General features: G+C 38.0%; 8 protein-coding genes. 5 read left to right on the top strand and 3 right to left on the bottom strand.

Features of this window, described 5'->3' with window-relative positions:
* Positions 1-79: 79 nt before the first annotated feature.
* On the top strand, positions 80-2,851 hold the full coding sequence (polA, locus tag OM074_RS18230; protein ID WP_301202003.1) for a DNA polymerase I: 2,772 nt from the start codon (positions 80-82) through the stop codon (positions 2,849-2,851).
* 530 nt (positions 2,852-3,381) lie between these two features.
* The gene (locus OM074_RS18225) at positions 3,382-5,817 is read left to right on the top strand and encodes a TonB-dependent receptor (RefSeq protein ID WP_301202002.1); all 2,436 of its coding nucleotides are present in this window, start codon (positions 3,382-3,384) and stop codon (positions 5,815-5,817) included.
* A gap of 68 nt (positions 5,818-5,885) precedes the next feature.
* Here OM074_RS18225 and OM074_RS18220 read toward each other — a convergent pair whose 3' ends face one another.
* Both OM074_RS18220 and pyrH read right to left on the bottom strand, forming a co-directional pair.
* Positions 5,886-6,251 (bottom strand): hypothetical protein, encoded by a 366-nt coding sequence (locus tag OM074_RS18220; protein WP_301202001.1) that lies wholly within the window; start codon positions 6,249-6,251, stop codon positions 5,886-5,888.
* 51 nt (positions 6,252-6,302) lie between these two features.
* On the bottom strand, positions 6,303-7,007 hold the full coding sequence (gene pyrH, locus OM074_RS18215; RefSeq protein ID WP_301202000.1) for a UMP kinase: 705 nt from the start codon (positions 7,005-7,007) through the stop codon (positions 6,303-6,305).
* Positions 7,008-7,319: 312 nt separating this feature from the next.
* On the opposite strand from pyrH, the gene OM074_RS18210 reads away from it, so the two are divergent.
* From OM074_RS18210 to OM074_RS18200, 3 genes are all read left to right on the top strand, one after another.
* Positions 7,320-8,021: a response regulator transcription factor gene (locus OM074_RS18210; RefSeq protein WP_301201999.1), complete on the top strand. Its 702-nt coding sequence runs from the start codon at positions 7,320-7,322 to the stop codon at positions 8,019-8,021.
* 250 nt (positions 8,022-8,271) lie between these two features.
* Complete coding sequence (locus OM074_RS18205; RefSeq protein ID WP_301201998.1) at positions 8,272-10,350, top strand: cytochrome c biogenesis protein CcdA; 2,079 nt, start codon at positions 8,272-8,274, stop codon at positions 10,348-10,350.
* A gap of 116 nt (positions 10,351-10,466) precedes the next feature.
* Positions 10,467-13,271, top strand: coding sequence for a M16 family metallopeptidase (locus tag OM074_RS18200; RefSeq protein ID WP_301201997.1), 2,805 nt, complete (start codon positions 10,467-10,469; stop codon positions 13,269-13,271).
* Between the two features lie 189 nt (positions 13,272-13,460).
* Here the strand turns inward: OM074_RS18200 and OM074_RS18195 are convergent, their stop codons facing one another.
* On the bottom strand, positions 13,461-15,107 hold the full coding sequence (locus tag OM074_RS18195) for a M28 family metallopeptidase (protein WP_301201996.1): 1,647 nt from the start codon (positions 15,105-15,107) through the stop codon (positions 13,461-13,463).
* Between the last annotated feature and the right edge of the window lie 341 nt (positions 15,108-15,448).

Here is a 15,448-nt window from a genome sequence, read left to right as displayed (position 1 = left end):
TAATTTTTGTAAAAAGAGAATTGCTAAACGACCTAATACTCCCTGCTCCATTTCAGACAGATAATTAAAAAAAGATGATATGTCCGATACTAAAAGATTATTCTTACTCGACGCTTATGCACTAATATACCGGGCCTACTATGCCTTTATTAGAGCACCCAGAATAAATTCAAAAAAACTAAACACCTCTGCCATATATGGTTTTACCAATTCACTTTTAGAGGTACTTCAAAAAGAAAAACCCACACACCTGGCTGTGGCTTTTGATCCTGCAGGACCAACATTTCGACATGAGATGTACGAACCCTACAAGGCCCAACGCGAAGCCACACCTGAGGATATAAAACTTGCAGTTCCTTATATCAAGCAACTATTGGATGCATTAAACATACCTGTTTTAGAAGTTATGGGATATGAAGCCGACGATGTAGTGGGAACCGTTTCGTTGCAAGCTGAAAAAGCCGGTTTTGAAGTATTAATGATGACTCCGGACAAGGATTACGCCCAGTTGGTTACGGAAAAGGTAAAAATGTACAAGCCACGGACCAAAGGGGGTGGAATGGACATTTTAGGCATCGCTGAGGTACAGGAGAAATTTGGAGTTACTGAACCCAAACAAGTAATTGACATACTGGCATTAATGGGCGATGCTTCTGACAACATCCCTGGATGCCCGGGTATTGGAGAAAAAGGTGCCAAGGATATTATAGAGAAATACAAAAATATTGAAGGCATCTATGAACGAATTGATGAATTTAAAGGAAAACGCAAGGAAAACCTGGTTAACTTCAAGGAGCAGATAGAACTATCATACACGCTTGCCACCATAAACCAGGAAGTTCCTATCGAATTTGATGAAGAAGCGTTGAAGGTATCAGAACCAGATAAGGACAAGCTATTTCCTTTACTGGAGGAACTTGAGTTTAAAAGTATGTTGCCCCGCTTTGGAGCCCCTGTACCACAGGCAATAGTGCCTACCCAAGGGGATTTATTCGGACAGCCACAAGTTGAAGAAACACCCGGCATAACCTCCTCCTTTAAAACCATTGAAGATACTGAACACACTTACTATCTGGTAAATAACGAGCAGGCTTATGCTTCGTTGGCAGCTGAGTTAAGTGTACAGAAAGAGTTTTGTTTTGATACGGAAACTACAAGTTTGGACGCTATCAGTGCAGAACTGGTTGGTATTTCGTTTTCATGGAAAAAAAACGAAGCCTATTATGTACCCATCCCTGAAAATATAGATGAAGCACAAAAACTTGCCCAATATTTTAAGCTGGTTTTGGAAGATGAAGATATTTTAAAAATAGGACAAAACTTAAAATACGACATCCTCGTGCTTAAAAAATATGGGATTGAGGTTAAAGGAAAAATATTTGACACCATGGTGGCACATCACCTGGCCATGCCCGGATTAAAAAGCAGTATGGATTTTATGGCAGAAACCTACCTGGGTTATTCGCCGGTAAAATTAGAATCCCTGATTGGCAAAAAAGGGAAAAACCAGCTTTCTTTCCGACAGGTAGAAATTGACAAAGCAAAAGAATACGCTGCCGAAGATGCAGATATCACTCTTCAGTTAAAACACTATCTAACACCCAAACTAAAGGAATCTGGTTTAGAGGAACTTTTTTACACCACTGAAATGCCACTTCTGTTGGTTTTAGCCGAAATGGAAGCTTGTGGTGTAAAGCTGGATGTAGACGAACTAAACCACTTTGCGATAAAGCTCAAAAACAGAATTGAGACCCTTGAAAAAGAGATCATCTCAATGGCGGGGGTTGAATTCAATATTGCCAGTCCTAAACAGGTGGGAGAAATATTGTTTGAACACCTTAAAATTGATGCCAAAGCGAAAAAAACCAAGAGTGGCCAATATAGTACAAATGAAGAAACACTCAACAAGCTAAAAGGCAAACACGAAATAATTGATAAAATACTTGAGTTTAGAGGTTTAAAAAAATTACTCAACACCTATGTAGAAGCATTGCCTGCATTAGTAAACGCACATACAGGCAAAATACACACTACATATAATCAGGCTATGGTGGTCACCGGACGCTTGAGTAGTACAAACCCCAACCTTCAAAACATTCCAATAAGAGACGAAGACGGCAGGGAAATCAGAAAATCGTTTATTACCAGCGATGAAAACCATATATTTCTTTCTGCTGACTACTCACAGGTTGAATTGAGGTTGATGGCGCATTTAAGCCAGGACCAACATATGCTAAAGGCCTTTAATAATGGGGAAGACATCCATGCCGCAACAGCTTCTAAAATATATAAGGTTGAATTAGATGAAGTAACCGATGACATGCGACGCAAAGCCAAAACGGCAAACTTTGGGATAATTTATGGCATATCGGCTTTTGGACTTTCTGAAAGGCTCAACATTTCGAGAAGCGAAGCCAAAGAGCTGATTGACGGATACTTTGAAAACTTCCCGCAAGTAAAAGCCTATATGGATAAAAGCATTGAGGTAGCTCGTGAACAAGGTTTTGTTGAAACCGTTTTTGGACGCAAAAGGAACCTGCCGGATATCAATTCCCGAAATGGTGTAGTACGGGGAATGGCAGAAAGAAATGCCATTAATGCTCCTATTCAAGGTACAGCGGCCGACATTATAAAGATGGCCATGGTGGACATACAAAAGCAACTTAGGGATAAGCATCTTAAATCAAGAATGATCCTTCAGGTTCATGATGAATTAAATTTTGACGTAGCAAAAGACGAACTGGAGCAGGTGAAAAAAATCGTAAAAGAAAGTATGGAAAATGCCTGCAAGTTATCGGTTCCTTTATCAGTTGATATGGGCATTGGTAAAAACTGGCATGAAGCACATTAGATGGAACTGCTGTCTCTTGGAGTTATAGCATAAAATTGTAATTTCAAAACACTGCTTTTCAGTGTTTTGAAATTACTTTTTAAAGTAGTGTTGGCAAGAAAAGTTCAACTTCTTCCCTCCACACACCCTCTTACTCTCCCGAATAAAAGTTCGGGACAGGCTCTAAAGGGAGAACCATCAACCCGCATAAAGCAAGGAATTTCCCCTTTAGGGGTTAGGGGTGAGCGATGGGAGTTTTATTTATTTCAGGAGTTTTCTTTCTGATACTAAGTATCATAATCGGAGTTGCTATTGCAGTAAACAATAGTACAAGTTTTAATACCAATCCTTACCGGATGGACAGCCTTTCAAAAACATCCTATCCATATACAATAACATCCTGTTAACAGATATTCCTTCAAAAAATCTTCACCTTTACAACCGTATAATACGTTATTAAGCTTTCTGATTTGCCCTTCTTGTAGAAAAAAGAATTTTTATCGAAGGACAAAGAATGTTTTATCGTCTGTGGTTCTATAGAAATTGATTTTATGAAGAATATATTAACACTATTAATGCTTTTGGGAATGACACTTTTCTTTCCTAATCTATTTGCTAACAATACCAATAAGGTTGGAGAAGAAAAAATTGTTAGGGGAAGAGTGTTTGACAAAAAGTCGAACGAACCTGTTGAATATGCTACTGTTGCTGTATATAAAAAAGAAGATAACTCAGTTGTAACAGGAACCATAAGTGATGAAAATGGAGAATTTAAAATTAAAGGCCTGCAACCGGGAAACTTTTACATTGTAATTTCATTTTTGGGATATGACGATTATAAATTTGATGACATCACCATACGTAAAAGTGGCAATACAATGAATTTAGGGGATATCATTTTAGATGCCAACGCCAAATCACTGGAAGAGGTTGATGTAGTAGCCCAACGGCAATCTGTTGAATTTAAAATAGACAAGAAGGTTGTTAACGTAGGAAAACAAATGACCTCTGCATCCCTTTCTGCAGTAGAGGTATTGGAAAACGTTCCTTCTATCAGGGTAGATATTGAAGGCAATGTTTCGTTAAGGGGCAGCACCGGTTTTACCGTACTTATTGATGGAAAACCCACTGTTCTGGATCCTTCTGATGCCCTTCGCCAGATACCGGCCTCAACTATAGAAAACATTGAGATTATAACCAACCCATCGGCAAAATACCAACCCGATGGAACCGGGGGTATCATAAACATCATCACAAAAAAGAACCGTTTAAAAGGCGTTCAGGGACTTATCAATTTAAAGGCCGGCACTTTTAAACAACATGGAGGCGATTTTTTGCTTAACTGGAGAAAGAACAGTACAAACTTTTATGTAGGTGGAGATTATAACAACCGCCCATTCCCAGGCGAATCGTTTTCTGAAAGACAGACTAAGGCAAATAATATTACTACAGTTAAAAAATCATATGGGGAGAACGACCGCAGCTTTAACGGAGGCTCTTTCAGAACTGGTTTAGATTGGGATATATCCGACAATAATTTCCTTTCTGTGGGACTTAGGACCGGCAAATATGACATGAGCGGTTCATCAGATCAAGAATATATTACCACAACCCTCCCTCAATCAACTGAAACACTTGAACAGAATGAAAACGAATCGAGCCGAGGCGGTTTTTACTACTCGATCACAGGTAATTATCAAAAGAAATTTTCTCAAAAAGGCCATGAACTATCTGCACAGGTAAATTACCGTTACCGGGATGGAGAAGAAGATAATGAGAACCTTTTATTTCAGAACAACAATCCCATTGCATCCTCCGGAACCTACACTACTGAAGATGGCCCTTCCGGAAGGTGGGAAATTCGTATTGACTACGTTAAGCCCGTTGGTGCAAACAACAAATTCGAAGCCGGATTTCAAGGCAGGTCAAGCAACAGTGATGACATAACCAGTTTGTCGCTTTTCAATGCCTCAAGCAACGCATTTGAACTTCAAGCAGACAAAAACAATGCGATAAACTACAAACGTAATATTTATGCCCTGTATTCAACCTACAATGGCGAATATGGCAAACTAGGCTACCAGCTTGGCATCAGGGGTGAATTTACCAAAAGGGATATTTTAAACAAAAAGGATAACCAGGATTATACTATTGATCGATTTGATTATTTTCCAACTGTACACTTATCATACAAGCTTCCGGAAGACCATCAGTTAATGGCCAGTTATTCAAGGCGTATAGACCGTCCCCGCGGATTTTATCTCGAACCTTTTATTACATGGGAAGATATGTACAATGTACGTATGGGTGATCCTGGCATCGTTCCTGAGTATATTGATGCCTTGGAATTGGGCTATCTAAAACAATGGGAAAAATCCCAATTATCTTTTGAGGGATATTATCGTATTACCCACAATAAAGTTGAACGTATAAAGAGTGTATACGATGAAGGTATTTTGCTAACCTCTGTTGCAAACGTGGGTAAAGACTACTCTTTAGGTTTGGATGCAAACTACAATGTACCATTATTTAAATGGTGGGAAATGAACATTATGGGAAACCTGTACCAGTACCGCGTTAAAGGATCAACAAATGGGCAGTCGTTTAACAACCATTCATTCAACTGGAGCTCTCGTATCAACAATACATTCAAATTGAATAAACTCATGCAACTCCAGTTTAATGGTGATTACAACAGTCCTACTGCAACATCCCAAGGCGAAACAGAAGGCTATTATGCATTTAACGGAGCATTCAGGATAGACTTCCTGGATAGGAAGATGAGTGGAGTTGTGCAGGTACGCGACATATTTGCTACAGCCAAAAGGGTTTCGATTACTGAAGATGCTGATTTTTATAATTATCAAAAATGGGAACGTAAAGCACCGTTTGTATCTTTTACTCTTAGCTATCGATTAAACAACTTTATGCAAAAAAGAAAAGGGAAAGACAGCAATGGAGAAGGAATGGGTGATGAAGAGTTTTAAAAACACAAAGAGCTGCAACCAATATAGTTGCAGCTCTCCTATTTTTTTTATAAAACCCACAGCAAAAATCAAGTACACCATTTTAAAGCATCTTCCATGGATTTAAATATTTTGGTTTCCCAGTCAGAATCATCCATAACACCTTCGTATACCCGGGTAAGCTCAACAATTTTAGGATCATCAGTAATAACGGCCACTTTAACACTGTTATTCCAATGAGACGACGCTTTATCAAGCGTACCAATCATTTTCATCTCAAGCTCATTTACATTAAACCCATCAATCCCACTAAAATCAAAAACCTGATATTGCATTTGATCAAAGTGCTTGTTTCCATATATAATGCCATCAGCCTCATTTATTTCCTGATAAGAGACCAGGCCACTAAACTTAACAATGATATTAGCCCCTCTCCATTCTACATTAAAACTCATGAACAATTATTTACTACTTTTTACTTTAAAAGGGGTTCTATTCTATTCACCCTAACATTTCACCAAGGTTCCTATTTTTTCACCTTTAATCACCCTGATCAGATTACCAGGAGTATCCATATCAAACACAATAATAGGCAAATTGTTTTCTTTACACATGGTGGTGGCCGTTAAATCCATTACTTTTAATCCCCGGTTATAAATCTCGTCAAAAGTAATTTCATCAAACTTGGTTGCCGTTGGGTCTTTTTCCGGATCTGCAGTATATACACCATCAACACGGGTACCTTTTAGCATAACATCTGCTTTTATTTCAATACCCCTTAATGATGAGCCGGTATCTGTTGTAAAGTACGGGTTCCCTGTTCCGGCAGATAGGATTACAACCTCTCCATTCTCAAGACATTCAAGGGCCTTTGGCTGAGAATAAAACTCTCCAACTGGCTCCATCTTTATTGCAGTCAACACACGTGCTTTAACACCATTATTATTTAGTGCCGATTTTAAAGCCAAACTGTTGATCACAGTAGCTAACATACCCATCTGGTCGCCCTGATAACGATCAAAACCTTTGGCAGCACCACTTAGCCCACGAAATATATTTCCTCCACCAATAACAATCCCTACCTGAACGCCAAGTTCGACTATCTCTTTAATTTGCTGTGCATATTCCTCTAAACGGACATTATCGATACCATAATTTTGTTCGCCCATCAGCGATTCCCCACTCAATTTTAGTAGTACTCTTTTATACATGATGTTAGTTTTTGTCGTATTATTTTTATTCCTACAAAACTAAGGAAAAAGCTAATAATCAGAAATTGAACCTTCACTTTTGCTCATTTTTCGTTAATCATATAAAAAATCACCTCTGTCGGTTGCTTAACCCTGTTTATTCTGCTTTAAAAATACATTAACAGCAACACTGTTTCCCCGGTGTTTTCAATACAGATTCAATTTGCTATATTGCAGTGCGGTAATTTCAAAGATTAATAGCAAACAGGCATAATAAAAGATTCAGCTAACGCGAATCCATATTTCCACGTTGACCAGAAATATAATAAAAACATGAAGACAAAGGTTTTATACGTTGAGGACGAACCCAATTTAGGTAAAATTGTAAACGATACACTCCGTATGCAAGGCTTTGACGTTGTTTGGGAAACCGATGGGGGTCTGGTACTCTCGCACCTCTCCGGCTTTACTCCGGATATTTGTCTTTTGGACATTATGCTTCCGAATATTGATGGCTATAAAATATGCAAGCACATAAGGAACCGGTTTCCCAAAATGCCTATTATATTTTTAACTGCAAAAATCAATACCGAAGATCTAATAAAGGGTTTTGAAGCCGGTGGCACTGATTATATGCGTAAACCGTTTAGCATTGAAGAATTGATTGCCCGTATCAAAAACCAAATATACATCCATAGCCTTGGCTCTAATGAAAATACCAACAAAATAGCAATTGATGAAATACATATCGGGAAATACAAATACTATCCACACCGATACGAACTTCATGCCCCCAACAAAATCATCAAACTATCAAACCGCGAAGGGGAATTATTGCAGATTATGGCAGGCAAAGGAAGCCAGATTATTGAGAGGAAACACCTGTTAATGAAAATATGGGGTGACGACTCTTTTTTTAATTCACGCAACCTGGATGTATATATTAAAAAGCTTCGTAACTATTTCAAAGAAGATCCCAATATTGAAATTCAAACATTAAGGGGCAAAGGCTATCTGTTTTTGGTAAAAAGATAAATACCTATTAACCTTAATTAACCCAACTAACCAGGAATATTAACCAAGCTTTAACCCATTTTTTAGTACTCCTTTTGTTATTTCGTACCTTTAATCATATACACTTATCAAATTTTAAGAGGTTATGGTGCAAAATTTACAGTTTTCAAAAATATTTTTACCTATAAAGTCACCCATTTTTCAATTGTAGTTGTCTTACCTATAGGGAAAAGGAAATATTAAAAAGTAAGGATTATATAAACTAATTAGAATGAACAGACATTTTTTACTACTTGCCTTAGCGCTGATGATGATTTTTCAAGGGGTTACGCATGGGCAAATTCAGAAACCTACCAAGTGGAAAGTTGAATTGTCGGATAAAAAAGCAAAAGTTGGAGATAAAATCGATGTGGTTTTTAAGGCCACTATTGAACCAACCTGGCATCTGTATTCAAATGATTTTGATCCAGAACTTGGGCCAATATTAATATCATTTGATTTTAAAGCAAACTCAAGTTACGAAAAGATTGGGAAGGTAAAACCCATAAATCCGCATAAGCATTATGACGAGATTTGGGAAGGAGAAGTGAGCTATTTTGAAAATTCAGCAGAACTACGACAAACTATTCTGGTTAAAGAACTACCCTTAAAAATCTCGGGTACTTTTGAATTCCAGACCTGCTCTGACCAAACAGGCATGTGTGTGATGGGTGACGAAGAGTTTGATCTTTCAATTCAAGGAACTGCAAAAACAACTGCAACCAAAAAGGAAGAAGTAAAAGCAGAACCAACCAAAGAGGTTGAAACAGTTAAAGAAACTGCTGTAGTAAAAGAAGACAAAAAAGAAAACAAGGAGCTTGCTCAAACAAAACCAGCCACTAAAAAAAGCGAGTCCAAAGAAAAAGACTCCCTAATAACTTTGTTTCTTATTAGTTTTTTGAGTGGTTTGGCAGCCATTTTTACACCCTGTGTATTTCCAATGATTCCCATGACTGTAAGTTTTTTTATGCATAGTGATGAGAATAAAGCCAAAGCTAAATTCAATGCTTTCTTTTATGGTTTCTCAATCATTGCCATATATACAATCATAGGAACTTTGGTAGCTATAATTTTTGGGGCAAACTTTGCCAACTTTTTAAGCACACATTGGATTCCCAATGTATTTTTCTTCCTGATATTTATGGTGTTTGCCGCCTCTTTCTTTGGTATGTTTGAAATTACTATGCCAAACTGGATTGTAAACAAATCTGTATCTAACGAAGACAAAGGTGGTTTAATGGGTGCATTTTTCATGGCTTTTACCCTGGTATTGGTTTCATTTTCATGTACAGGACCAATTGTAGGGGCAATCCTGGTAGCTTCAGCAGGTGGTGAGGTTTTAATGCCAATTGTTGGTATGCTAGGGTTTTCAATAGCCTTTGCACTGCCATTTACCTTATTTGCCATTTTCCCTTCGTGGTTAAACAACATGCCAAAATCAGGCGGCTGGTTAAACTCAGTAAAAGTTGTACTGGGATTTATCGAAGTAGCTTTGGGATTAAAGTTTTTAAGTATAGCTGACCAAACATACCACTGGGGCATTCTGGACAGGGAAGTTTACCTGGCCATTTGGATCGTTACTTTCACGCTTATGGGCTTCTATTTGTTAGGAAAACTAAAATTTTCTCACGACAGCGATTTGCCTTATGTTAGCGTACCCAGGTTATTATTATCCTTAGTTACATTCGCCTTTGTAGTGTATATGATTCCCGGGATGTTTGGAGCACCACTCAAAGCCTTGTCGGGGTATATACCACCTCAGGCAACCCACGATTTTGACTTAGGCAAGATGATTTCGGAAAATTCGGGAGGGGGACATTCGTCCGCAGAGGCTCATACGGCAAAATATTCCGACTTCCTTCACCTTCCCCATGGATTAAAGGGCTATTTCGATTATGAAGAAGGAATGGCAGCAGCAAAAAAAGCAAACAAGCCGGTTTTTATTGATTTTACAGGCCATGGATGTGTAAACTGCCGCGAAATGGAAGCAAATGTATGGTCGGACCCTGCAGTTTTTCAACGTTTAAGAGAAGATTATATCATCATTGCCTTGTACGTTGACGACAAAATGAAACTACCCGAAGAAGAGTGGGTTGTATCAGAATACGATGGTAAAACCAAAAAAACTTTGGGAAAGAAAAATGCAGATTTCCAGATTACAAGATATGAAGTGAATGCACAACCTTACTATTGCCTATTGGATACTGATGGCAACGATTTGGTTACTCCAAGGGCATATGACCTTGACATAAATGCATTTGTTGAATTCCTGGAAAAAGGAAAAGAGAACTTCCGAAAACAACAACTATAATTCCTTGGGGTAGGTTTCAACAGGTTCCTGCCCCATTTTTTTATTTTATGATTTTTGTATTAGTTAAAATATCTTGTCTTTAATTTTACCTTATTACAAAAAATTAAAAAATGATTATGAAGAATATTTTAAAACCACTATTTGCTGGAGCCCTGCTATTAAGCGGAGCGTTTATTTCAGCCCAAAATACAACAACAATTCCTATTGATTCAAGAGTAAAGCACGGCAAACTATCCAACGGCATGTCGTATTACGTGATGCACAATGAGGAGCCTAAAGAAAGAGCCAGCTTATACTTTGTACAAAATGTAGGGGCTATACTTGAAGAAGATTCCCAAAATGGGTTGGCCCATTTTTTAGAGCACATGGCCTTTAATGGATTAGAACACTATCCTGGAAAAAACATGTTAAACTATCTGGAATCAAAAGGTATTGTGTTTGGTGCAGATATCAATGCCTATACAGCTCAGGACGAAACAGTTTATAACTTAAGCAATATTCCAGCAACCGATGAAAACCTTTTAGATTCGGCATTACTGGTACTTCACGACTGGTCGGGAGGCCTTTTATTGGAAGGAGAAGAAATAGAAGCAGAAAGAGGCGTAATTCATGAAGAATGGAGAACACGAAGAAACTCCCGTTTCCGCCTGATGAAACAGACCTATCCATACATGTTTAACAATTCGCAATATGCAATAAGGGATGTAATCGGATCAATCGACGTCATCGATAATTTTAAACATCAGGAATTAAAAGATTACTATGCCAAATGGTATCGCCCCGATTTGCAGGCAGTGGTTGTAGTTGGTGATATTGATGCAGATAAGATAGAACAGAAAATAAAAGATTTGTTTTCAAAAATACCAGCCAAAAAAAATGCTGCTGAACGCAAATACTATCCTGTTGAGGACTCAAAGGAAATGGGTTTTGTTGTTGCCAGAGACAAAGAGGCACAAGGTGTATCAATCAACTGGATTTTTAGAAAAGATCCTACCACAGTTAAAGACGAAGCCTATTTGAAAAATGATTTGGCACAAGGAATGATGAGCTCTATGCTTAACAACCGGTTGAGCGAGCTTACCCGCAAGCCAGACTGTCCGGCATTGCAAATGCAGGTAGGCGGTTATAATATGGCCCGCACAAAAGATGCTGCCTACCTGGCGGTTGTGCCCAAAGAAAACAAAGAAAAAGAAGCTTTTTCTTTAATGCTAACAGAATTGGAAAGAGCACGAAGATATGGATTTACTGAATCGGAACTTGAAAGGGTTAAAACCAATTATATTCGCCAGTATGAGGCCTACGAAAAAGAATACGAAAAAGTAGATAACGAAACCTGGGCCAAGCAACTGGGCAACCTATTTCTTGAAGCAAGCCCATTCCCTTCACTGGACTGGGAAATGAATTTTGCTAAAACCACCATTGCTGCTTTAACACTTAAAGACGTATATGCCCCGTTAAATGATTTTCAAAACACTAACAATAGCGTTATAACTGTTCAGGGACCGGATAAAGAAAGTGTAATTTATCCAACAGAAGAAGAGTTGATGGCTGAAGTGAAAAAAGTTATGGCCACTGAAATCACAGCTTATGAAGACGAGGCTTTGGATGCCCCGTTGGTTACTGATGAATTGGTTGCCAAAAATTTTGTTTCTGAAACCGTTATTAAAGGGGTTGAAAATGCAAAACTATACAAACTTGAAAATGGTGCCCGTGTGGTGATTATGCCAACAGAGCTTAGCAAGGATGAGATTTTAATGAGTGCCTATAGTTTTGGAGGAACTTCGGTATTAGATAATAACCAATTGGAATCGGCAGAACTTGCCACTACAATTGCCGGCATGTCAGGGGTTGGTGAATTTAATGCTACCCAGTTAAAAAAGAAACTAACCGGAAAGATGGCAAGCGTTAACCCTTCTATAGGAACCAATACGGAAGGTTTCGGAGGTTCTTCAACAGTGGAGGATTTTGAGACCATGCTGCAGTTATTGTATCAGAAATTTGAACACCCGCGTTTCGAAAAAGAAACCTTTGATATGATCATGGGATCAATGAAAAACCAACTTGCCTACATAAATGCAGATAACGGCCGGGCTTTTAAAGATACTATTGGAGTGGTAAGCTCTAATTATAGCGAACGCAACATTATTTTTGGCGAAGAGTTTGTGAAAAATATTGACTTTGAAAAAGCTAAAGCAATTTACGCAGACAGGATCCAGGATGCCAGTGACTTCACTTTTATTTTTGTAGGAAACATTGATGAAAGTAAACATATCCCAATGATTAAAAAGTATATTGGTTGCTTGTCGTCAACAAACCGATCAGAAAACTGGGTGAACCATAACATCAAACCTGCGGAAGGTACAACGACACGAACAATAGAAAGGCCAATGGAAGTGGCAAAAGCCACAGTTTATTACGCAATATACAATGACGTAAAATACAACCTTGAAACCAGGATGTATGTTCGCACAATATCAGAACTTTTAAGCAAAAGATACATGGAAACAATCCGTGAAGAAGAAGGTGGTTCATACGGAGTTGGTGTACGTCCATCCATTTCAAAGCGTTCGTACGAACATGCTGTTATCACAATGAGTTTTGATTGCGATCCGGAAAAACAAGAAAAATTAACAGGAATCTTGAAAAGCGAGATTGAAAACCTGGTTAACAATGGTGTTAATACTGATGACCTGAATGAAATCAAAAAGAGCTACATTAAAAGCCGTCAGGAATCAGAAGACAAAAATAATTTCTGGTTGAGTGTAATTCAAGGATCCTTGATGAATGAGGAACCAATTGCTACAACAGATGAGTACAATAAAATAATTGAAGGATTAAGCGAAAAAAGCGTTCAGAAATTCGCTAAAAAACTATTTAAGGGGTACGACTCTGTTGAAGTGGTAATGGTGCCGAAAAAGTAGTTAAATGGTCGTTTATTAATGGGAAATCAGTTTTTATAGAAAAAGGACATGACCATTGACCAACAACGAAGACAAAAATTTGAAAGGTTTAGTGAGAAAACGTTCTCACCTTATTAATAATGTGTATTTATTAAATTGACAAGAGAAGCCCCGGCAAACGTGCCGGGGCTTCCTATTTTATATCAACCATTAATCCATCATTCTCTCAATAAGGTTTTCCTTATCCGGAACCTCCACATCAACCTTTAAATCTCTCTCTGAGTTGGCCATCTCCCAAACTGTTTTATAAGCCAGCTTGGTAATTTCCGTTAACTTTTCATAATTGATCTTGTCAGGAGTATCTCTGGGTGTATGATAATCAGGATGCAAACCTGTAAAAAAACAGGCAATAGGAATATGGTTCCTTTTAAAACGATAATGATCCGAAGACACAGACCATATCAATTTTGAGAAGAATCCCGGATGCGTAGAAACCTTTAGGTTAGGATTGTCCTTATTCAGTCTTTTTGCGGTCTTTTTAAATGCTTTTTTATTATCCCCATTAGCAATCATAAAAACCGTTTTCTCATATTTATCCTTATTCTTTTTATCCCTGCCTACCATATCCATGTTCAGGTTGTAAACAACCGATTTAAGTGGTGTGGGAGAATTAAGCACATAATAATGCGAGCCCCTCAATCCCATTTCCTCACCTGAAAAGGCAGCAAAAACCACACTTCGCCTCGGACGATAACCGTTATCTACAGCCTTTTGCATAGCCCGGGCAGCTTCCATTACTGCTGCAGTACCTGAAGCATTATCGTCGGCCCCATAATTAATGGTAGAATCATTCTTAGCACCAATATGATCATAGTGCGCAGAAACCACAATAACCTCTTCCTTTTTATCTGTTCCCTCTACAAATGCTATCACATTTTCGGTATCCAAAGTATCCAACCTGGCTTTTGTGGCATCAATATCGCAATAAACAGAGTCAACTAACAGTCTGTACTTTTGGTAATCTACTCCCGCTATATTTTTGTTTTCTTCTTTATAGAGCTTTTTCGTTTTCTTCTCATTAAACAAATACGTACTGCTGAAATCATAGGCGTAGAGTATACATACTTCTTTGTCTTCAAGAGGCTCCATGGCTTCGTCGATCATATTCAACCTTGTGCTTTTTTCACCAAGTTTATATCCCAGGCTAATATTTTTTAAATTGCTTGTTAATTTGGCAAAAGGCAAAACCGTTTTAATATCTGCCACTTTATCTTTATCAACATTAAAATGCCATCCTCCATTTTTGGGCAATAAAACAGCAAATAAATTAGCATTGCACTGCTTACAGATATTTGCAATATTATCATTTGTCTTCCCTAAGTTTTCTTCAGCTAACAATATGATCAATTTGTTATGCAAATCTTCCTCAGGTAAGTTTTTACCATATCCTAAATAACATACCGGAATGGTGTCATTGAGTTCTATATTAGCAGATGAATAAAACGGACCGTTTAAATTGATCGTTTCGAGACCATCTCGTGTACCGGTTTTGTTTTTATAAGAGATATTTAATCTTCCAAAGTTGTAATTATACATTTCATAATCCTGAAAATAACTTAAATACCCCAGGCTGTCCACTTGATTGTTTCGGTAAAATGATGCAATATATTCGGCTGCATCCTTTTGTCCTTTCTCACCTGTATTTCTACCCATCATTTCAGGGGATGACAGGGTGTACACATGCTTTTTTACATTCTCCAGGGTAATTTCATCTGCAAATTTAAGTGCATCGCTTTGTGCATGCAGGAAAGGGTTTACTACTAACATTAGTGTAAACAATAGCAAATACTTCTTCATTTAGTTATGTTTGATGTTTATAATAAAATACAGACGACTAAATTAACACTTTTTTCGAATCTTCAACTTTTAGGATTGAATATTGACAGACAGTACCTTTTCATTGTATCCAAGAGCAAACTCTACACAAACTGTGTAAAAAGGCGCAGCTGTCCTATCAGCTATAGGTTATTTGGGCTATTGGCTATAGCCTGCTCATACGGATCCGATCTTATTTACATGGTGTTTATAAAGAACAAATCCGGAAAATGTTGTTCCTGTGCAAAAGATGTATTAGTAGCAAGGAATCAAGCTAAAGCGAAGCGTCCTAAAGGCGCAGCCGTCCTATCAGCTATCAGCTA

This window comes from Plebeiibacterium marinum, assembly GCF_026013615.1.
Classification (GTDB): domain Bacteria; phylum Bacteroidota; class Bacteroidia; order Bacteroidales; family Marinilabiliaceae; genus Saccharicrinis; species Saccharicrinis marinus_A.
Note: the sequence above shows the minus strand (reverse complement) of the source record. Positions and strands in the feature narration are given on the sequence as shown.

Bases quoted from the DNA above. Each gene is read 5' to 3' on its own strand.
- OM074_RS18225 (WP_301202002.1), top strand. From the start codon at position 3,382: ATGAAGAATATATTAACACTATTAATGCTTTTGGGAATGACACTTTTC.
- pyrH (WP_301202000.1), bottom strand. From the start codon at position 7,007: ATGTATAAAAGAGTACTACTAAAATTGAGTGGGGAATCGCTGATGGGC.
- OM074_RS18210 (WP_301201999.1), top strand. From the start codon at position 7,320: ATGAAGACAAAGGTTTTATACGTTGAGGACGAACCCAATTTAGGTAAA.
- OM074_RS18205 (WP_301201998.1), top strand. From the start codon at position 8,272: ATGAACAGACATTTTTTACTACTTGCCTTAGCGCTGATGATGATTTTT.
- OM074_RS18200 (WP_301201997.1), top strand. From the start codon at position 10,467: ATGAAGAATATTTTAAAACCACTATTTGCTGGAGCCCTGCTATTAAGC.
- OM074_RS18220 (WP_301202001.1), bottom strand. From the start codon at position 6,251: ATGAGTTTTAATGTAGAATGGAGAGGGGCTAATATCATTGTTAAGTTT.
- OM074_RS18195 (WP_301201996.1), bottom strand. From the start codon at position 15,107: ATGAAGAAGTATTTGCTATTGTTTACACTAATGTTAGTAGTAAACCCT.
- polA (WP_301202003.1), top strand. From the start codon at position 80: ATGTCCGATACTAAAAGATTATTCTTACTCGACGCTTATGCACTAATA.